This window comes from Devosia marina (genome assembly GCF_009758415.1).
In the GTDB taxonomy this organism is placed as follows: Bacteria; Pseudomonadota; Alphaproteobacteria; order Rhizobiales; family Devosiaceae; genus Devosia; species Devosia marina.
Map to the genome: position 1 here is coordinate 541395 of NZ_WQRF01000002.1, position 20362 is coordinate 561756.

Here is a 20362-nt window from a genome sequence, read left to right on the forward strand (position 1 = left end):
CCGGAAAGATTCGGAGTCTAAATGTTCCTGTTTTGTTCATCTAGCCATAGCACCATGCAGCCTCAGAACCGCCAACAGCGCCTTGCCGCGCTGCGGGATACCATTGCCAATATCGAGCGCAAGCCGGCCCTGGCCGAGATGCGGGCGCGCGCCTTTGACGGGGCGGCGGACGGTTTTCCGTGTCTGCCGGGCGGGTTGCTGCAGGATGTGTGCACCGATGCGGTGCGCAATGGCGGGGCAAGCCTGGGGTTTGCACTGGGGCAGGTCCGCACTCTGTTCACCCCGAAGCGGCTGGCGGTGCTCTATCTGCAGCTTGCCGCCGATGCGCAATTCTTCGGCCTGCCCTATGGGCCGGGGCTGTCATCCTTCGGGCTGGATCCGGCCCAGCTTGTCATCGTGCGGGCCAGTGACATGCAGGATCTGCTTTGGGTTGCCGAGGAAGCGCTGGCCTGCCGGGCGGTTGCCGGCATCGTCGCTGATATCGGCGGAGCGCCCGAGCGGCTCGATTTCACCGCCAGCAGGCGCCTTAGCCTGCGCACGGCGGAAAGCGGCACATCGCTGTTCCTGTTGCGCTATGGCGCGGACAGGCCGGCCAGTGCGGCGCATCTGCGCTGGCATCTGGCGCCGCACCGGTCGGGGCGCAAGCCGTTCGATGACCGGGCACCCGGACCGGCCCGCTGGGGCCTCACACTCGAAAGGGGCAATACCGGCCAAAACACACGCGAATGGATATTGGAGTGGACAGGAAATGCGTTCAAATCCCTCCCAGACCGGACTGGCAAAACCCGTCAGCCTCATCCCGGAGCGCCGGTTTCTCTGCCTCTATCTGCCCTATTGGGCGACCCAATATCTCAAACGGGTTGATCCCGGCCTTAAGGCGCCGCTGGCGCTTTATGAAAAGATCAAGGGCGGGCTGCGGCTGGTGGCGCTGGATCAGCAGGCGCAGGTAGCGGGCCTGCGGCTCGGGCAGGCTCTTGCCGATGCCCGCGCCCTGCTGCCTGGCCTGACCGTCCTCGAACAGGATACCGCTTTTCTGGCTTCCGCCTTTGCCGAATTTGCCGACTGGCATTCCAATGCCAGCCCGCTGGTCGGCGTGTTGCAGGACAAGGCGCCGTTTGGCGATCTGGTCCTCGACATTACCGGAGTGGCGCATCTGTTCGGTGGCGAGGCGGCCATGCTGCGCATGGTGCTGGGCCGGCTGCGGGCGCTTGGCTATAGCGTTGCGGGCGCCATTGCCCCGACCATTGGCGCGGCCTGGGCCCAAAGCCATTTCGGGTCGAGCGGAATCATTGGTCCCGAGCAGTTGAGCGATGCGCTCGACAAGCTGCCGGTTGCCGCCCTGCGGCTCGATGAAAAGCAGATCAGCCTGCTCACCCAGATGGGGCTGACGCGCATTGGCGCCCTGCGGTCCCGCCCGCGAAAACCCATGCAGGCGCGGTTCGGTGCCTCGCTGATCCTGCGGCTCGACCAGGCCTATGGGCTCATCGAAGAGCGCATGACGCCCCGCTTGCCGCCGGCCGATCATTTCGTGGAGCGCAAATTCTTCGAGCCCATCTCCACGCTCGAGGATGTATTGCTGACCATGGAGGGGCTGGCGCAGGATCTCTCGCAGTTGCTCGAAGCCGAAGGGCTCGGGGGGCAGGGCTTTCACCTGTTTCTCTATCGGGTCGACCACAAGGTGATGACCCTTTCGCTCAATGCCGCCCGGCTGACGCGTGATGCGGGGCATATTGCAAGCCTGTTCCGGCATCGTGCCCAGCGGCTGGAACAGGAAAATTACGATCCCGGTTTTGGCATCGATCTGGTGCGGCTGGGCGCCGCCTCGCTCGACCGGCTCGAGCCCGGCCAGGCCGGGGTGTTCGAAACCGACAATGGTGCAAAAGATATCGAGCAGTTGACCGACAGGCTGGCAAGCCGGCTGGGGCCGCTGAGCGTGCTCAAGACCGAACTGGTGGCCAGCCATATTCCGGAACGGGCGGCGCGGCTGGTGCCGGCCCTGGCCCAGCAGGCCCAGATAACGTCCGCCGGAGAGGGGGGGCACGACCGGCCATTGCGCCTGCTGCCGCAGCCCGAGCCCGTGGCCATCAGCGCCGAAGTGCCCGATGGGCTGCCGGCCGCGATGATCTGGCGGCGACAGCGTTATCGCCTGGTCAAGGCCGCAGGCCCCGAGCGGATCAGCGCGGAATGGTGGCGCAGCGGCGAGCGGCTCAAGCTGGTTCCGGCCGAGCGGCCCAAACCGCCCGCGCCGGGCGAAACGCCCAAGCTGCTGCCTTACACGCCCGATCTGCCGCTGTTCGATCCGATGACGGGGATGCGGGACTATTACATTGTCGAGGACGGAGACGGACACCGGTTTTGGGTGTTCCGCCTGGGGCTCTATGGCGGCGCGGTGCACCCGGTGTGGTATCTGCATGGGGTTTTCCCATGAGCCAGATCATCCAGCTCCGGCCCGACCACGCCCCTTCGACCCTGCCCAGGGCCGCGGTTCCGGGCTATGCCGAGCTGATCACCACCAGCAATTTTTCCTTCCTGCGCTCGGGCTCGCATCCTGAAGAACTGGTAGCGAGTGCCATGCATATGGGCATGGCGGCGCTGGGGCTGTGCGACCGCAACAGCTTTGCCGGGGTGGTGCGCGGCTATGTGACGGCGCGGGACAATAAGCAGATCAACCCTGCTTTCCGCTATCTGGTTGGGGTGCGCCTGTGCTTTGCCGATGGCACGCCCGATATTATCGCCTATCCCACCGACCGGGCGGCTTATGGGCGGCTGTGCAGGCTTTTGACCCTGGGCAATAAGCGTGGCGAGAAGGGCGCCCCCGAGATCGGGTTTCACGACCTGTTTGCCAGCACCGGTCCGGCACATGGCCATGACAGCTATGCCGAAGGGCAGTTGTTCATCCTGACCCCCCAGGAGGGGGATTGGGGCCTGACGGAGCGCACCCTTGAACGCCTGGTGCAAGAGGCACCCGGCCGGGTCTGGGTGGCCGGTGTCGCCCGCTTCGATGGCGGCGACCGCGCCCGGCTCAACCGCGTGTATGCGCTGGCGCGGCGGCATGGCGCCCGGATGATCGCCAGCAATGAGGTAGCCTATCACGAACCGGATCGGCACATGGTGCTCGATGTGGTCACCTGCATTCGCGAACACTTGACCTTGGAAGATGCGGGGCTGGCCCTGTCGGTCAATGCCGAACGGCATTTGAAAAGCCCGCAGGAAATGGCGCGGCTGTTTGCCGAACATCGCGACGCCCTTACCCAGACCCAGGCCTTCATCGCCCGGATCGGCTTTTCGCTCGATCAGCTCGAATACAACTATCCTGAAGAAACCGTGGGCAATGGTGAAACCGCGCAGCAGACGTTGGAGCGATTGACCTGGGCGGGTGCGGCCAAGCGCTTTCCCGGTGGCCTCAGCGATGCACTCAAGAAGGTGCTTTGGACCGAGCTGTGCCTGATCGCCTATAAGGGCTATGCCGCCTATTTCCTGACCGTGCACGACATCGTGCAATTCGCCCGGCATGAAAAAGGCATTCTGTGCCAGGGACGTGGCTCGGCGGCCAATTCCACGGTCTGCTATTGCCTGGAAATCACCGAGGTGGATCCGCGCAAGGCCAATCTGGTGTTTGGCCGCTTCATCTCCACCGAACGCGACGAGCCGCCCGATATCGATGTCGATTTCGAGCATGAGCGGCGCGAGGAGGTGATGCAATATATCTACCAGAAATATGGGGGGCGGCGGACGGGGCTCACCGCCAATGTCATCACCTATCGCTCCAAGAGCGCCATTCGGGAAACCGCCAAGGTGTTCGGCGTTTCCGAGGATACGATCAGCGCCTTCAACCAGCTCCATTGGGGCTGGGGGTCGGGGGTGGATCTGAAAAGCGTTGCAGGGCTTGGGCTTAATCCCGACGATCCGGTGCTGGCGCAGATGTTCGAGGTGGTCAAGGTTTTGCGCGGCTTTCCGCGCCACCTCTCCCAGCATGTGGGCGGGTTCGTCATCACTCGGGACAGCCTCGAAACACTGGTGCCGATCGGCAAGACGGCGATGGACAGCCGCACGATCATCGAATGGAACAAGGACGATATCGACGCGCTCAAGATCCTCAAGGTCGATATCCTGGCCCTGGGCATGCTGACCTGTCTCAGGCGTGCCTTCGAGCTGATGGACACCCATTACGGGCACAAGGTGACGCTGGCCGAACTGCAGAATGAGGAGTTCGATTTTCCGGAGCGGGCGCGGCCAGTCTATGAAATGACCCATCGCGCCGACACGATCGGGGTGTTCCAGATCGAGAGCCGGGCGCAGATGTCCATGCTGCCGCGCTTGCGGCCGGAAGTGTTCTACGACCTGGTGATCGAGGTGGCCATTGTCCGGCCGGGGCCGATCCAGGGCAATATGGTGCATCCCTATCTCCGGCGCCGGCAGGGCATCGACAAGGTCGAATACCCCAGTCCCGAACTCGAAGCGGTGCTGCATCGCACGCTGGGCGTGCCGCTGTTCCAGGAACAGGCGATGCAGATTGCCATTGTCGGGGCCGGCTTTTCGCCCGGCAAGGCCGATCAGTTGCGCCGGGCCATGGCGGCCTGGCAACGCACCGGCAAGCTGGCCCAGTTTGCCGATGATTTCATCGGCGGCATGATCGGCAATGGTTATACGCCCGAATTTGCCAAACAGAGCTTTGCCCAGATCCAGGGCTTTGCCGAATATGGCTTTCCCGAAAGCCATGCGGCCAGTTTTGCCCTTCTGGTCTATGCCTCGTGCTGGCTGAAATGCCATTATCCCGATGTCTTTGCCTGCGCCCTGCTCAATTCGCAGCCCATGGGGTTTTATGCGCCCAGCCAATTGGTGCGCGACGCGACCGAGCATGGCGTGGAGACCCGCCCGCCCGATATCAATTGCTCGACCTATGACAGTACGCTCGAAGAGGGTGGCTGGGATGCGGGCGCGCATCTGTGGCCGCGGCATGCACAAATGGCAGCACATATCTGGACAAAAAAGGCCCTACGGCTGGGGCTCCGGCAGGTCGAAGGGCTGGCAGAAAAGGATGCGCTGCGCATCGTGGAGCAGCGCCAGGACGGCTATAGCTCGGTGCGCGACCTCTGGCTGCGCACTGGGGTGCCGGTGGCCAGCCTTGAAAAACTGGCGCGGGCCGATGCCTTTGCGTCACTCGGGCTCAACCGGCGCGAAGCGTTGTGGGCGGTCAAGGGGCTGGTGGGCACTTATGGAGCCGAAACCCTGCCACTGTTTGCGGCCGAACCGGCGGTGGCACCGGCTCAGGAAGAGCCGGCCGGGCTGCCGCTGATGGCGCCGGGCGAAGAGGTGATCCACGACTATGCGACGCTTTCGCTTTCGCTCAAGGGTCATCCGGTGCAGTTCCTCCGGCCCATGCTGATGGCGCGCGGTACCACGCGAGCGGCAAACCTTGCTCATGTCGCCAATGATATCGTGGTGGAGGTGGCTGGGCTGGTGCTGGTGCGTCAGCGGCCCGGCACGGCCAGCGGGGTGATTTTCGCCACGCTCGAGGACGAAACCGGGGTGGCCAATATCGTGGTCTGGCCCAAGCTGTTCGAGGATGAGCGGCTGCGCAAGGTGCTGCTGTCGAGTCGCATGCTGGCAGTGCGCGGCAAGGTGCAGTCCGAACAGGGGGTCATTCATGTCATTGCCCAGGACATGGAGGATCTGACCCCGCATCTGCTCGATCTGTCCCATGGCAAGGATATTGGCGATGCGGTGGTGGCCCGCGCCGATGAAGGCAAATCCGGACCGCCGGGCAGCCAGAGCCGCAACCGGCAGGTGAACCGGGAAGAGGAGATGGCGCGCCGCAGAGCCTATTCGGCCCTGCCGGGCGGGCGCAATTTCCATTAAGTCAGGGCCAGTTACGACCCAGAGCAATTCAGTAATTTAGTGAAGTGTGGAAACGCTCAGGCGAGCAGCGCGTCGATCTGGTTGGCAAGGGCAATGTCCTTTTCGCTCAAACCCCCGGCGTCATGGGTCGAGAGGTGGATCGATACCTTGTTATAGACATTGGACCAGTCGGGATGATGCCCGGCCTTTTCAGCCAGCAACGCCACCCTGGCCATGAAGGCGAAGGCCTCCGAGAAATCCTTGAACTTGAAGGCGCGGCCAATCGCGTCCTGCGCTGGTTCATAAGACCAGTCGCCCAGCGATGCCAGTGCCGCTTCCCGCGCTGCGGGGGAGAGTTTTTCGACCATAATGGCCTCCGATCACTGATGCGTGCCTGACCAACGCATGAAGGCGCAATAAGGCTCCGGCGCTACTGGCCGGTCCAGGCGCGGCAATATTAACCTGGCATTCAGCCTGCAGTCCAAATCGGCGCGATCAATCAACGCGCTGGCAAGGGCTTGTTAAGGCATCGTCCCCCCAAATGCTGTGGCAATAGGGAAATTTCCGTGCTGAGCTCAGCCAGAAAGACAATGCCGGCCCTGGACTATGTGTCCATTGTCCGCTCGGTCTATGGAGACCGGGGGGCGATGCTTGCTGGCGCCTTTGCCAGCGGGCTGACCGCCGCGCTGACCGCCTGGCGGTCGCAATCCCTGCCGCTTTACGCCGTGGCGCTGGCCATCATCCTGCTTGGGATTGTGCGCTATCTCAACATGCGTGCCTTCTGGCGGGCCGCCATCGACAATGATGATGTGATGGCCGCACAGCACTGGGAGGACCGCGCCACGCTGGCCGGGGCGACCCTAGCCCTGGCGCATGGGTTGTGGTGCCTGTTTGCCCTGTGGCTGGTCAGCGATCCGTTTGCCGAACTGGCCAGCATTTCGCTCTCCATTGCGGTGATGGTGGGAATCTGCGCCCGCAATTTTGGTCTCGACCGGCTGGTCACCCTGCAATTGCTCGGTGTCATCGTGCCGATGGGCGCAGGCCTGCTCGGGCATGGCGATGTCTATCATGCCATTCTGGCGGTGCTGCTGCTGGTGCTGCTGTCGAGCTTTCGCAAGCTGGCGGGGGACATCCGCGCTATTCTGCTTTCGGCCGTGCATGGCCGGGTGGAGGCCTCGCGGCTGGCCGCCGAGCTCGACATTGCCATCACCACGCTGGAACACGGGCTTTGCATGCTCGATGAAAATGGCCTGGTGACCGTTGCCAATGAGCGGGCCAGCCGGGTGTTTGCCTTGCTGGGCATCCGACAGCTCGCCAACCAGCCGTTCGGCACGGTGCTGGCAGCACTCGGGACGAGCAACCGAGTGCCGCGTACGGCGGTTGAACAGCTTGGCAGCATGATTTCGCGCCGGGCCTCGGGCAAGGTGCTGCTCTCGCTCGATCCGGGGCGCTATTACGAGGTGACCGTCAGTTCGCGCGGCAAGCGCAGCGTGCTGCTTTTTGAGGACATTACCGAGCGTGTCGAGGCGGAGGAGCGCATCAGCTTCATGGCGCGCCATGACACGCTGACCAATCTGCCCAATCGCAATCATTTTGGCGAGCTGGCGCTCGACGAGCTGGAAAATCGGGCTGAGACGGGGACGCCCAGCGTCCTGACGATATTCGATATCGACGAGTTCAAGCACGTCAATGACAGCTTCGGCCATGTCGTGGGCGATAAATTGCTGCGCCAGGCCGCGTCCCGGCTGCGCTCCGCGCTGCCGGACGGCACGACGCTGGCCCGGCTGGGGGGCGATGAGTTCATCGCTCTTTCAGGCACCGACGTCGAAAACGCGCGCGCTGACGCCCAGCGCGTGATCGATGCGTTTCATGAGCCCTTTATCCTTGATGGTCATCACCTCTCGGTCCAGGTCAGCATTGGCATGGTCATCAGCCGAACCAGCCGGGAAGAGCTTGATGAATTGATGACCAAGGCCGATCTGGCGCTGTATGCCGCCAAGGGCGAGGGTAAGGGCCGCTGCCAGCTTTTCCATCAGCAGATGGATATCGACTATCACTATCGCCAGCGGCTCAAGGCCGATCTGCGCGAAGCGTTGGCCGCGGGCGCATTGTCACTGGTGTTCCAGCCGTTGCTCGATATTTCGAGCCATCGGGTGGTGTCCTGTGAGGCACTGGCGCGCTGGACGCATCCAGAATTGGGCCCAATTCCGCCCGCGACATTCATTCCGTTGGCCGAGGAAATGGGCATCATTTCCGAGATCACGGCCTTTGTCGTTCGCAGTGCGGTGGCCGAGTGCAGCCAATGGGCCGGTGAGATCGGCGTGGCGGTCAATGTTTCGGGGCGTGACTTCCGCGGACTGGACCTGCCTGGCCTGGTTGACGAGGCCCTGGCCGAGTCCGGACTATCAGCGCCGCGGCTGGAACTGGAAGTGACCGAAACGGCGGTGATCGAGGAAACCGATCTGGCCCAGAGCGTACTGGAGAGCCTGTCCGCCCGCGGCATCTCGATCGCCCTTGATGATTTCGGTACGGGATATTCCTCGCTGAGCTATCTTAGTGCATTGCCCTTCAACAAGCTTAAGATTGATCGTTCCTTTGTCCAGGATATTGCCGAAGACGAGCGCGCACTGAGCCTTCTAGCCAATGTCGCGCGGCTGGGGCGCGATCTGGACCTGACTGTGGTTGCCGAGGGCGTGGAAACCGAAGACCAGCTCCGGGCCATGCTCGAGCATACCGGCATCCAGCAGGTGCAGGGCTATTTCTTCAGCCGCCCCTTGCCGGCCCGCGATATCGCCGAGCTGATCAGCCACCTCAATGGCCAGACCAGCCCGCTGCTCCCGGCAAAACGTAAACATGGTTAACCTGCTTTAAGGTTTTGATAACCATAATCTTTTGCCCGCATTGGCGCCTAAGTGCCGATCCCCTTGTGATTTTTCCGCATGCAGGAATCCCTAACAAAAGGTTAAAGTCGCGCCATCCCATCGCGTAATGGTATTGGTATATGAGTGCGGCAATGGATAGGGCAGCGGGTGCCACCTCGCAGTTTGCCACCAGTCTGATCGACCTTCTGGATCGCGTGCATTATCGCCGCGTTTCGTTGGAGGAGCAGTTCGATCCGGTCTACAAGTTGCGCTATGAGGCGTATCGACGGGAAGATTTCATCCCGATCAATTCGCAGCAGATCACGCGTGACAAGTTCGACGATGCCCCCAATTGCCATTGCTTTGGCATCTATATCGACGATCGTCTGGTCAGCTCGATCCGACTGCATGCGGTCAGCGCAGAACAGCCGATCTCACCGAGCCGCCTGATCTGGCCCGACGTGCTGGGCGGTCTGATTGAGAATGGCGGCGCTTATATCGATCCCAGCCGGTTCACCGCCGATCATGACGCTTCGCTCGAATTTCCGGCCCTGCCCTATCTGACCCTGCGGGTGGCGGTAATGGCCTGCGAATTTTTCCAGGCTACCCATTGCATCTCTTCGGTGCGGCCCGAGCATGGCCCGTTCTATAAACGGGTGTTCGGTCTTGAGCAGTTGGCCGGCGTCGGCCATTGGGGGGAATTGACCTTCCCAGTCTGCCTGTTCGGCGCGCGGGTGGAGGTCATCTACAACAAGGTCATGTCCCGCTTCCCCTTCTTCATGTCGACCCATGAAGAACGCGCGGCCCTGTTTGCACCCGACAGTGTCAAGGTCCCGGCCATTGCCCCGACGGCACGCATGGCGCATCGCCTGCGCCAGCTTGAGGCGGCACAGGGATAGCTATCGGCGGACAGCCATTATGGGAAGTGGTGGTGCCGCCTACGTGACTCGAACACGTGACCCCATCATTACGAATGATGTGCTCTACCAACTGAGCTAAGGCGGCGCTCCAATGGGGCATGGCCCCAAGTGGATGGCGGGTCTTTTACTGGGCGTTTTCGGCGCGCGCAAGGGGTAAGGATTGTTCGGCCGGCAACAGGGCTGGCGAGGCCGCAGCAGCCGGTGAAGGCGTCACCTGCGGACGAGAGTTGCTGGCTACCGGCACCTTCCACTCGAACGCATCGAGCTGTCCGGTGACCGGAGAGACCGGCTCCCATTCGTCGCTGACTATGCCATCTGCTGTCCAGGCGGGGTCGCGTGGCGCGCGCACGGCGCGGGCCAGCCATTCACGGGCCTTGCCCTGGTCGCCATTCTGGCCTTCCTCAATCTCGGCCATCAGGCTGGCGACGCCCTGGGTGGCGTCGGCATCGGCAAAGGGGGCCAGGGCCTCGCGGGCGCGGGCCCAGTCATAAGCGTCGATGGCGGCGCGAGCCATTGCCATGCCGGCGGCGCGATGCGGGGGTGGCATTTCGATGATCTCGCCCATGCGCTTGAGCCGGTCCACGGCCGAGGCGCCGGGCTGCGAATAGGCATAGAGCGCAGCAACATCGGGATGGCCGGTGGCGCGCCAGATGCGGCGCAACAGGCTCTGGGCCCGGCGGGCTTCATTTCGATTGGAATAGATGCGGGCCGCAATCAGCGCGGCGGGCACAAAATCGGGTACCAGCTTGAGCGCGGTCAGCGCGTGTTCGAGGGCGCTGTTGGGTTGGCTCAATTCGCTTTCGCGGGCGCGGGCGGTTTCGATCACGGCCTGGCGGCGGCGCTTTCTGGCTTTTTCCTCGCGCGTTGCGGCGGGTTCGGCATTGACCATGCCGACAGCTTCTGCCCATTGGCCGCGCCGCGCCAGATCATCAAACACAGCCTGGCTGGCCCAACCGGTTTCCGGGGCCAGCGACAGGGTCTTGCGGGCGAAGGTCAAGGCCGCGTCTGGCCGGTCCTGAGCGCGGGCCTGATCGTAAAGGCCAGTCAAGGCCGCAACGGCGGTCTTTTCGCTGGCGATCAGGGCGCGATAGTGCTCGCGCGCCGCCGGCATGTCGCCCAAGGCCAGATCGGCGCGGGCTTCGAGCAGCTTGGCGGCGCCGTTGTCGGGCAGACGGGCCTGGGCCTCACGGGCCATCAGGCGGGCGCGGGCCGGATCGCCGGCTTGCAGGGCAATGACGGCATCCGAGAGGGCCTCCACGCCCTGTTCACGACGGCGGGTGGCCCGGCGCTTCGCCATGGCGCGGGGCGCGCCGACGATGCGGCGGGTAATTGCCCAGATGGCAATGACGAGGGCCGCTGCCACCAGCAGGATGACCACGGCGGTGCCCAGGCGCGGCTGCATGCGATAGCCAGCCAGTTCCAGCGTCAGTGTGCCGGGAAGGGCGATCACCCAGGCGGCGATACCGGCTATGACCAGACTGCCGATGATCCAGGAGGCAAGACGGATCATGCGCCTGTCTCCCCGGTAAGCGCGTGTTCACGCAAGTGCATCAGGAACTCATCTGCCGCCGCGAGACGGGCGATGTCGTCGACAAGCTCGCCGGCGGCAGCGCGCATGGAGGCAGGCAGGGCCTCTATCTCGGCCTGTGCGGCAGAAAAATCGCGGGCTGCCACGGCGGCTTCGAGCCGGGCGATAATGGCATCCGGGCTATCGCCCTCTACCGCCCCAGTGGGTCGCATGGCGACCAGGCCACGGAACCAGTCGAGGCTGGCATCCTGCCAGCTCGCCTCGCTTCCAGCGGGGCGGCCGGCCAGCATGTCAGGCAGCACCGCGTCGAGTTGGCGCGCGACCGCATCGGGTTGCGGCAGGCCGGTAGCGGCGCGTCCGGCAATGGCCTCGGGGACAAGGTAATCGGGCTGGGCCTGGCGCAAGGCCGCCAGTTCGGTTTCGTAGGACCGGCCAGCGTCAAAGGCGCTTTCGAGGGACGAGAAAATCAACGGCAGGCGCGCGGCGGCGAGGCCGCTGCCCGCGTCGTCTTGCGTGCTTTGGGTCAGAGCGGCCAGTTCGTTCCGCGCCTGTGCCAATTGGGCCGTGGTTTCTGCCGCACTGGCGCGCAGGGCCGAAAGTTCGGCTTCGATCGCTGCCAGGCTTTCCGGCGCTGCAGCGCTGCCAGCGGGTCTGGCGGCAAGTTCGTCGAGCCGGGCCGCAAGGGCGGCAAGGTCTTCGGTGCTGGCCAGATTGCTGGTGTCGATGGCGCCTGCGGGTTGGTCTGGCAGATCGGCCAGGTCGGATTCAAGCGCGCCAACCCGTCCCGTCAGGGTCGAGAGTTCGTCCTGCACCGTGCTGGTCACGGTTTCCAGTTCAGGAATGGCGGTGGCAAACTGGGCCAGACGTGGATCAGCCGGCGGGGCTGCCTGGTCCGGGGCGGGCCACAGGCCATACCAGGCCAGGCCATAGGCTGCGCCCAGGCCGAGGGCGCCACCGACCAGGCCAGCCAGCCAGACGCTGCCACTGCCGCCTGAGGCTGGTGCGGGTTCGTTTGCGGCTTTCGCGGCAGTCGTCGCCCCCGGCGCAGGCTTATCCGGCTTGCTGGCCGTGGTTGTGGCCTTGGGTGTCTCGGTGGACGAGGTCCCGCCGGCCGGTTTGGCCGTGCCTTCCAATACCGGCGGCCTGACCGGTCCGGTCTTGCCGGCGGTCTTTTCAGCTGGCTTGTCGGTTGCCTTGGGGTCGCTGTCTGGCGTTTGCTTGCCGGTGGTCTCAGCCATGGCCCTTCCTCTCGTTCCGTCCGATCATGGCCCAGTTTGCTCGCGGGCAAAAGCCAGTGCGAGCGCCATCATTGCGTCTTCGCTGGGATGGTCTGCCAGAAGAACGCGGCTGAAATGATGTTCGATCAGCGGCGCGGCGACATTTTCCGACAGGCAGATGACGGGCAATTTGCGTCGATCGGGTTCTGGAACAGCCGAGGCGCCCAGCGCACAGAAGATTTCAGCAGTGCGGCGCGAGTAAAACAGGATCGCGTCAAAGGTGCCTTCGGCCAATTGGCCCTCAATGGCTGGCGGCAGGGCAGTTTCGGCCACCATTTCATAGACTGGCGTGGTGACCACCATCAGCCCGTGCGGAGCGAGCGCGTGGGCAAGATCACCGCTCAAATGCTTGCCGGCGGGGTAAAACACGGGACCATCGAGCCGCGCCAGGGCAATGGTGGTGACCAGCGAATCAAGTGTGCCGTCGGCGGCAATCACATGATCGAAGCCGAGCTGACGCGCTTCATGGGCGGTGCGATCGCCCACGGCATAGACTGGCTTGTTGCGCAGGCCAGCGGTCGCATCCAGTTCGGACAGGGCGCGCAGCGCATTGGAGCTGGTCAGCGCCAATGCGGAAAAGCCCTCGGCCGGCGGCAAATGGGCGCGCAGCGTCTGGCGCGTCATCAGCGGCGCGATGTCAGCGGAAATTTCCAGCGCTGCCAGCCGTTCCTGGGTGGCCTGGGCGTCCGGCTCGGGCCGGGTGATGAGCATGCGCATCAGCTTGACCATTGGCTGAGCCAGTCCGGTCCCGCCTGATCGAGCAGGTCGCGGCCGACGGCTTCGCCCAGGGCGACCGGGTCTTGGCCGCGGGCCGTGGCGCGGAAACTGGTCTGCCCGTCGAGGCTGAGAATTTCGCCCTTGAGGGTGAGCAGGCCGTTCTCGTTCAAGGTCAAGGCGCCGACCGGGGTGCGGCAGGAGCCATCGAGCACGGTGAGCATGGTGCGCTCGGCGGTGATAGCGGTGTGCGTCGACAGGTGGTCGAGCGGCGCAATGAGGCCGGCCAGGCGCTCGTCGCCTTCCCTTATGGCGAGGCCAATGGCGCCCTGGGCGGGCGCCGGCATGAAGTCTTCAGGGTCGAGAACGGCGGTGGCGCGGTGGCCTTCATCCAAACGGTTGAGACCGGCCATGGCCAGAAGGGTTGCGTCGGCGACGCCGTCGAGCAGCTTTTGCAGGCGGGTATGCACATTGCCGCGGAAGGGCACGATGCGCAGGTCTGGCCTGAGGCGCAGGGCCTGGGCGGCGCGGCGGATGGACGAGGTGCCGAAGCGGGCGCCTTCGGGCAGATTGTCGATGCCTTTGACGGACACTGAAATAAAGGCGTCGCGCGCATCCTCGCGCTCCAGAAAGGCGGCAAGATGGATGCCCGCGGGCAGGGCTGTGGCAACGTCCTTGCTCGAATGCACGCCAATATCGATGCGCCCGCTCAGAAGCGCCTCGTCGATCTCCTTGGTGAAAACGCCCTTGCCGCCAATGTCAGACAGGGTGGTGTTTTCCTTCTGGCTGCGGTCGCCGCCGGTCGAAAACACCTCGATCTCGATGCGGTCCCCGGCGACGTCGTGGATTTCCGAGATCAGATCGCGCACCAGTTCGGCTTGGGCTAAAGCCAGCGGGCTGCCGCGCGTTCCGATCCGGGCGAAGGGGGTGGGCGATTGCATAATCAGGCGGTCCTAGTGTACGCGATAGGCTCAATTTGGAGTAGACCAGTTCGTCGTGACCGGGCAAGCGCAAGCCATCATTCTGGGCATTGAAACAAGCTGCGACGAAACCGCCGCGGCCATTGTCGTACGGGATCAATCGGGCCGGGGCATGATAAGTTCCAATGTGGTGCGCTCCCAGCTCGATGAACATGCTGCGTTTGGCGGGGTGGTGCCGGAACTGGCCGCGCGTGCCCATGTCGAATGGCTCGACCACATCATCGCCCAGGCGGTGGATGAGGCGGGCATTGCGCTTGAGGATGTCGACGCCATTGCCGCCACGGCCGGGCCGGGGCTGATTGGCGGGGTTCTGGTGGGTCTGACCACCGGCAAGGCGCTGGCTGCCTCGCTGGGTAAGCCCTTGATCGCGGTCAATCATCTCGAGGGGCACGCGCTGACGGCACGGCTGACCGATGGCGTTCAATTTCCCTATCTGATGCTGCTGGTGTCGGGCGGGCACAGCCAATTCGTGCTGGTGCGCGGCGTCGGCGATTATGAGCGCTGGGGCGGCACGATCGATGATGCGCTGGGCGAGGCCTTCGACAAGGTGGCCAAGCTCTTGAGCCTGGGGCATCCCGGCGGGCCGGCCGTGGAACGGATCGCTGTCAAAGGTGACCCGAGCCGGTTCAAGTTTCCTCGGCCCCTGCTGCGCGAACGGCGGCTGGATTTCTCGTTTTCTGGCCTCAAGACAGCGGTGCGGTTGCAGGCCGAGGCGCTGGCACCGCTCAGCGAGCAGGACGTGGCCGATATTGCCGCGGGTTTTCAGGCGGCGGTGACCGAAATCGTCGCCAAGCGCTCTCACCAGGCGCTGGAGCGGTTTCGCGCTGAATTGCCTGAGGCCGAACCGCAATTGGTGGTGGCTGGTGGGGTCGCGGCCAATCGGGCCATTGCGACAGCGCTTGAAACGGCCACGCGGGAAATGGGCGCGCGCCTTGTGGTGCCGCCAATTGCCCTTTGCACCGACAATGGGGCCATGGTGGCCTGGGCAGGTGCGGAACGCTTTGCTCTGGGCGCAACAGACGGGCTGGCGGTTGAGGCGCGTCCGCGCTGGCCGCTCGATACGCCGGGGATGAAGGTGGATGATCATGCGGCTTGAAACCGTGGCGGCGATCGGCGGCGGCGCCTGGGGCACGGCCCTGGCGCAGGCTGCCGCCATGGCGGGGCGGCAGGTTCGACTGGTGGTCCGCAGCGCAGAACAGGCCGAGGCGATCAACCGGGAGCATATCAATGCCCGCGCGCTGCCGGGTCAATACTTGCTGCCGGGCGTGGTCGCAACCGACCGGCTCGAGCGTGCCGATCTCGTGATCCTGGCGGTGCCGGCGCAATCGACGCGTACGTTGCTGTCCGGGCTGGACCCGGATTTGCTGGCCGGGCGACCGGTGGTGCTCTCGGCCAAGGGGCTGGAAACCGGAACGCTGGCGCGGCAGAGCGAAATTTTGCTCGATATGGCGCCTGACGCGGTGCCCTATGTGCTCTCCGGCCCCAGTTTTGCAGCCGATCTGGCGGCGGGACGTCCGACGGCGGTGACCCTGGCGGGGGACGATGCCAGCGATACATCGGATCTGGCGGCGGCGCTGGCCGGGCCCAGTTTCCGGCCCTACGCGGCCGACGACCGGATCGGGGTGGAAATCGCCGGGGCACTCAAGAATGTCTATGCGCTGGCCTGCGGCGCGGTGGATGGGGCCAATCTTGGCGCCTCAGCGCGGGCGGCGCTGATTGCCCGTGGCTATGCCGAAATGGCGCGGGTCGTGACGGCCATGGGCGGCTCGGCGCATACGCTGACCGGGCTGGCCGGGTTGGGTGACTTGACCCTGACCTGCACCTCGGTGCAATCGCGCAATTACCAGTTCGGCATGGCGCTGGGGGCCGGGCGTTCGACCGAAGAAATCGTGGCCTCCGGGGCCAGGCTGGCCGAAGGCGTGGCGACAGCGCCGGTTGCGGCGGCGCTGGCCAAAAGCCTCGATATCGACGCGCCGCTAATTGATGCAGTTGACGCCGTTGTCGCCGGCAAGGCCGATATTGCCACTATTGTTGCGGGGCTGATGTCCCGCCCACTCAAGAGGGAAGTTTGACATGCTCTATGCCATGATCGCAAAGGATGCGCCGGGCGCGTTGCAGACGCGGCTCGACACGCGCCCGGCGCACCTGGATCATCTCAATTCGCTGGGCAAGAAACTGGTCTTTGCCGGCGCGCTGCTCAATGCCGAAGAACAGCCGGAAGGCTCGATCGTGGTGTTCGAAGCGGCCGATCTGGCTGAGGCCGAAGCGCTGGCGGCGGCAGACCCGTTCGTGCCGGCTGGCGTCTTTGCCAGCTATGAGGTCAAGCGCTGGCGCATTGCCATCAACACCACCGGCGTGGAGTTGTGACATCATGGCCTATTGGCTGATGAAGTCCGAGCCGGACGTGTTTTCGTTTGATGATCTGGTTGCCAAGACGGCCAAGGGTGAGGCGGAGGAATGGCACGGCGTGCGCAATTACGCGGCGCGCAACAATATGCGCGAGATGAAGGTGGGCGACGAGGCCTTCTTCTATCATTCCAATATCGGCAAGGACGTCGTGGGAATCATGAAGATCGTGGTGCCCGCCCACCCAGACAGCACGGCCGAGCTCAATGCCAAGGGTGAAGTGGTTTGGGAATGCGTCGATGTGCAGTCGGTCAAACCCTTCCCCCGCCCGGTTAGCCTGGCCGAGATCAAGGCGACGCCTGAACTGGCCGACATCGAACTGGTGCGCCTTTCGCGCCTGTCGGTGTCAAAAGTCAGCGAAGCGGAATGGAAACTGATCTGCAAAATGGGTGGCTTGTAGCCGTCCCGCAGGGGAAATCGCTCCAGTGGCCTGCCTATAAGTTGACTTGTCTATTCAGCTATAAAGTGGCAAGTCGTCTTTCGACAAGATGGAGACGTTCATGGTCAAGCAGATGCGCAATTTCGAGGTGGTGGAGACTGGACACGTCACGCCCAACATGTTCCGCGTGCGCTTTGGCGGGGCCGATGTGATTGCTTTCCCCGAAGGCTTTGCCGGGGGCTATCTCAAGCTGCGCATTCCGCTTGAGGGCGATGCAGTAGCGGTGCGCACCTATACAATCCGCCATCAGGACAAGGACGCCATCGATGTCGACTTCGCCCTGCATGGCGACAAGGATGCCGCGGGCCTCGCGACGCGCTGGGCGCTCGACGCACAGCCGGGCATGCGCCTCGATGTGGGTGGTCCGGGCCAGCCCAAGCCGCTACCGGCGGCGAATGGCCATTACATCATCGTAGGAGACATGACGGCGCTACCGGCCATATCGGTCAATCTCGAAGCGCTGGGCCCCGACGCCAGCGGCGATGTATTCCTCGAAATCCAGCATGAGGACGATATCCAGGACCTGGCGGTGCCCAAAAATGTCCGCCTGCACTGGCTGATCAATCCCGTGCCGGGTGGCAATCCCAACCTGCTGGTGGAAGCCATTCGCGCGCTCGATTGGCCCGATGCCCTAACCTATGCTTGGGTGGCCACCGAGTTTGAAGCCATGCGCAATCTGCGCGCCTATTTGCGCGGTGAACGCGCCTTGGGGCCCGATCAGCTCTATATTTCGAGCTATTGGAAGCGCGGCCTCATCGAAGACGACCACCGCACGGTCAAGAGCGCCGATGCACAGGCAGAGACGCCTGCGTGAGGGCGACCCGGCGGCGATACCAATCCTGTTGGGCCCTTTGCTGAAATGCAGGCGCGGATTAAGCTGTGCAGGCGCATTTCACGCGAGGGGGAAGAGAAATGGACTTTCTAGCTGTCAATTGGCTGGCCATCGTGCTGGCTACCGTGGCCAGCATGGCGCTGGGTGCGGCCTGGTATGGGGTGTTGTCCGCCCAATGGCTGGCTGCTTCGGGCCGGACCAAGGAGGATATCGATCCCAAGGACTTCATGCCCTATGTGTGGTCGGTGATCGTACAGCTTGTCATGGCCTATTTCCTGGCCGTTCTGACACCGCCCCTGGCCGGCGCCATGACCATCGGCCACGGGCTGCAGATCGCATTCCTGATGTGGCTGGGCTTTGTGCTGACCTCGATGATCCTTAACCACCGCTACCAGGGCAAGCCCTGGTCGCTGACCGCCATCGATAGCGGTTATATCCTGGCGGCCCTATTGGTGCAGGGGCTGGTGCTGGGCCTGTTCGGCTGAATGTCAGCTTTCGACCACGACCGGCGGGGCCTTTACCGGTTCCGCCGGCGGCGCATATTTGTTGAGCAGCGGAAGCTGGCTCATCGAGAAGATCACGGTCAGCGGCATGATGCCCCAGACCTTGAAGGCGACCCAGAAGTCGGTCGAAAAGCTGCGCCAGACCACTTCGTTGAGCACCGCAAGCACGATGAAGAACAGACCCCAATTCAGGGTCAGCTTCCACCAGCCCTCGGGCTTGAGCTTATAGACATCACCAAACACATATTTCAGCAGCGACTGCCCGAACAGCAGCCCGCCCAGTAGCACTGACGCAAACAGCGTGTTGGTGATGGTGGGCTTGATCTTGATGAAGGTGTCGTCCTGCAGCCAGAGCGTCAGGCCGCCGAAGACCAGCACCACGACGCCGGTGACCAGCGGCATGACGGCGATCTTTTTCAGGATCAGCCAGCTCAGCGACAGTGAAATGACCATAGCCGCCATGAACCAGGCCGTTGCGACGAAAATGTCGGCGCGGCCATTCATGATGAAGAACACCACCAGAGGCCCCAGTTCGAGCGCCAGCTTGATGATCTGAGGGCGTGTCTCGTCCCAATTGATTTCGGGTTCGGCTTTTTCGGTCATTCCAGCTTCCGTGTGTTGCCGACAATGTGAGGGGTGCGGCGCCCTGTTGCAAGGCGGTAGCGGACAAGAGTGGTCAGATTTTGTCGCGTCCAAATGTCTATTCCTCGCCCCATCGGAGAGAGGTGGCTCGGCGAAGCCGAGTCGGTGAGGGGCTCTCCGCGCCACTCGAGCGTAGCTCTCATTGCCTTCTCGCCTCAAATCGTTCCACTGGAACGATTTGCCGCTACGCGGACGGCTCGAAGCCCGCTATAGCCTTGGCAAAATCGGTCGCCTCGAACGGCTCTAGATCGCCCACGCCCTCGCCCACACCGATGAAATGCACCGGCAGGCTGAATTTTCTGGCGATGGCGACCAGGATGCCGCCGCGGGCCGTGCCGTCGAGCTTGGTCATGACCAGGCCAGTGACACCGGCGCGCTGGCCGAAGATTTCCACCTGCTTGAGCGCATTCTGGCCCGTGGTGGCGTCGAGGGTCAGCAGGGTCGCGTGCGGGGCCTCAGGATCGACCTTCTTGATGACGCGGATGATCTTTTCGAGCTCATTCATCAGCTCGTCCCGGTTCTGCAGGCGTCCGGCCGTGTCGATGATCAGCACGTCGCGCCCTTCGGCCCTGGCCTGAGTGACAGCGTCAAATGCGAGGCCGGAGGCGTCGGCGCCGGCCGGCTTGGCGATCACCGGGGCACCGGTGCGCTCGCCCCAGACCTGCAATTGCTCGATCGCTGCTGCGCGGAAGGTGTCACCTGCCGCCAGCATGACCGACTTGCCTTCAGCAGCAAATTTCTGCGCCAGCTTGCCGATCGTAGTGGTCTTGCCCGAGCCATTGACCCCGATCATCAGGACGATGAAGGGCTTTTTGCTGGTGTCGATCAGCAAGGGCTGGGCGACAGGGCGCAGGACCTGTTCGACCTCGGTGGCCAGCACGGCGCGCACATCTTCGCCCGACACATCCTTGTCGAAACGGTCACGGCGCAGGGTCTCGGTGATGGCGATGGCCGTATCTATGCCCAGATCGGCCTGGATTAGCACATCTTCAAGTTCGTCCAGCGTGGCCGCATCAAGCTTGCGCTTGGTGAAGACCGAGGTGATCGAATTGGTTAGATTGTCCGAGGAGCGCTTGAGGCCGGAGGCCAGGCGCGCAAACCAGCCTTTGGGCTGGTCCGGCTCGGCCACGGCCTGTGGCGCGGCAGCCAGATCGTCCTCGACATCTTCGATATAGTCGGGCGTGGATTCCGGCGGCCCGGGCGGCAAATCGTGTTCGGGCGCCTGGGGCGGTTCTGCCAGATCGGGTGGCTCGACCGGCGCTGGTGGCTCGGCCTCCGGCTCTGGCACATCAGGAATGGCGTCGGGCGTAACCGGGGTTTCCGGAACGGTTTCTCCGGGCGCGGGTGTCGGTTCGGGCTGATTGCCGCCAAACAGGCGCTGGAGAAAGCCGGGTTTCTTTTCGCTCATGCGATGTCCTTGAT

General features: G+C 63.7%; 18 protein-coding genes and 1 tRNA gene. 11 read left to right on the forward strand and 8 right to left on the reverse strand.

The window, feature by feature from the left end; genetic code table 11:
* Positions 1–54 precede the first annotated feature (54 nt).
* Genes GO014_RS10515 through GO014_RS10525 form a run of 3 tightly spaced genes read left to right on the forward strand, consistent with a single transcriptional unit; the run spans position 55 to position 5859 of the window.
* Positions 55–864 (forward strand): ImuA family protein, encoded by an 810-nt coding sequence (locus GO014_RS10515; protein WP_157290270.1) that lies wholly within the window; start codon positions 55–57, stop codon positions 862–864.
* On the forward strand, positions 749–2428 hold the full coding sequence (locus GO014_RS10520) for a Y-family DNA polymerase (protein WP_157290271.1): 1680 nt from the start codon (positions 749–751) through the stop codon (positions 2426–2428). Before GO014_RS10515 ends, GO014_RS10520 begins: the two co-directional genes overlap by 116 nt.
* On the forward strand, positions 2425–5859 hold the full coding sequence (locus tag GO014_RS10525) for an error-prone DNA polymerase (protein ID WP_157290272.1): 3435 nt from the start codon (positions 2425–2427) through the stop codon (positions 5857–5859). The genes GO014_RS10520 and GO014_RS10525 overlap by 4 nt, the downstream gene beginning before the upstream one ends.
* Before the next feature lie 56 nt (positions 5860–5915).
* On the opposite strand, the gene GO014_RS10530 is transcribed toward GO014_RS10525, so the two are convergent.
* The gene (locus GO014_RS10530; RefSeq protein WP_116587307.1) at positions 5916–6206 is read right to left on the reverse strand and encodes a 4a-hydroxytetrahydrobiopterin dehydratase; all 291 of its coding nucleotides are present in this window, start codon (positions 6204–6206) and stop codon (positions 5916–5918) included.
* Positions 6207–6404: 198 nt separating this feature from the next.
* On the opposite strand from GO014_RS10530, the gene GO014_RS10535 reads away from it, so the two are divergent.
* Positions 6405–8699, forward strand: a complete 2295-nt coding sequence (locus tag GO014_RS10535) for an EAL domain-containing protein (protein ID WP_157290273.1) — start codon at positions 6405–6407, stop codon at positions 8697–8699.
* A gap of 152 nt (positions 8700–8851) precedes the next feature.
* On the forward strand, positions 8852–9598 hold the full coding sequence (locus GO014_RS10540) for an N-acyl amino acid synthase FeeM domain-containing protein (protein ID WP_157290274.1): 747 nt from the start codon (positions 8852–8854) through the stop codon (positions 9596–9598).
* 30 nt (positions 9599–9628) lie between these two features.
* Here the strand turns inward: GO014_RS10540 and GO014_RS10545 are convergent.
* From GO014_RS10545 to hemC, 5 genes are all read right to left on the reverse strand, one after another.
* Positions 9629–9704, reverse strand: a tRNA-Thr gene (locus GO014_RS10545).
* A gap of 39 nt (positions 9705–9743) precedes the next feature.
* Entirely contained in the window at positions 9744–11129 is a 1386-nt protein-coding gene (locus GO014_RS10550; protein ID WP_157290275.1) for a heme biosynthesis protein HemY, read from the reverse strand.
* Positions 11126–12385: a COG4223 family protein gene (locus GO014_RS10555; RefSeq protein WP_157290276.1), complete on the reverse strand. Its 1260-nt coding sequence runs from the start codon at positions 12383–12385 to the stop codon at positions 11126–11128. Before GO014_RS10555 ends, GO014_RS10550 begins: the two co-directional genes overlap by 4 nt.
* Before the next feature lie 24 nt (positions 12386–12409).
* Positions 12410–13153 (reverse strand): uroporphyrinogen-III synthase, encoded by a 744-nt coding sequence (locus GO014_RS10560; RefSeq protein ID WP_157290277.1) that lies wholly within the window; start codon positions 13151–13153, stop codon positions 12410–12412.
* Positions 13141–14079 carry a hydroxymethylbilane synthase gene (gene hemC, locus GO014_RS10565; RefSeq protein WP_157290278.1) on the reverse strand — a complete coding sequence of 313 codons (939 nt, stop codon included), beginning with the start codon at positions 14077–14079 and terminating at the stop codon, positions 13141–13143. Before hemC ends, GO014_RS10560 begins: the two co-directional genes overlap by 13 nt.
* Before the next feature lie 76 nt (positions 14080–14155).
* On the opposite strand from hemC, the gene tsaD reads away from it, so the two are divergent.
* The 6 genes from tsaD (at position 14156) to GO014_RS10595 (ending at position 18280) form a co-directional block, all read left to right on the forward strand.
* The gene (tsaD, locus tag GO014_RS10570; RefSeq protein ID WP_343030915.1) at positions 14156–15214 is read left to right on the forward strand and encodes a tRNA (adenosine(37)-N6)-threonylcarbamoyltransferase complex transferase subunit TsaD; all 1059 of its coding nucleotides are present in this window, start codon (positions 14156–14158) and stop codon (positions 15212–15214) included.
* A complete protein-coding gene (locus tag GO014_RS10575) occupies positions 15198–16190 on the forward strand; it encodes an NAD(P)H-dependent glycerol-3-phosphate dehydrogenase (RefSeq protein ID WP_211198460.1) in 993 nt (330 codons plus the stop codon). The genes tsaD and GO014_RS10575 overlap by 17 nt, the downstream gene beginning before the upstream one ends.
* A gap of 1 nt (position 16191) precedes the next feature.
* Positions 16192–16485: a YciI family protein gene (locus tag GO014_RS10580; RefSeq protein ID WP_157290280.1), complete on the forward strand. Its 294-nt coding sequence runs from the start codon at positions 16192–16194 to the stop codon at positions 16483–16485.
* 4 nt (positions 16486–16489) lie between these two features.
* Positions 16490–16924: an EVE domain-containing protein gene (locus GO014_RS10585; protein ID WP_157290281.1), complete on the forward strand. Its 435-nt coding sequence runs from the start codon at positions 16490–16492 to the stop codon at positions 16922–16924.
* 100 nt (positions 16925–17024) lie between these two features.
* Positions 17025–17777 (forward strand): siderophore-interacting protein, encoded by a 753-nt coding sequence (locus GO014_RS10590; protein WP_157290282.1) that lies wholly within the window; start codon positions 17025–17027, stop codon positions 17775–17777.
* A gap of 98 nt (positions 17778–17875) precedes the next feature.
* Positions 17876–18280 (forward strand): DUF1761 domain-containing protein, encoded by a 405-nt coding sequence (locus tag GO014_RS10595; protein WP_157290283.1) that lies wholly within the window; start codon positions 17876–17878, stop codon positions 18278–18280.
* Between the two features lie 3 nt (positions 18281–18283).
* Here GO014_RS10595 and GO014_RS10600 read toward each other — a convergent pair whose 3' ends face one another.
* Positions 18284–18901: a septation protein A gene (locus tag GO014_RS10600; RefSeq protein WP_157290284.1), complete on the reverse strand. Its 618-nt coding sequence runs from the start codon at positions 18899–18901 to the stop codon at positions 18284–18286.
* A gap of 223 nt (positions 18902–19124) precedes the next feature.
* The gene (ftsY, locus tag GO014_RS10605; protein WP_157290285.1) at positions 19125–20348 is read right to left on the reverse strand and encodes a signal recognition particle-docking protein FtsY; all 1224 of its coding nucleotides are present in this window, start codon (positions 20346–20348) and stop codon (positions 19125–19127) included.
* Between the last annotated feature and the right edge of the window lie 14 nt (positions 20349–20362).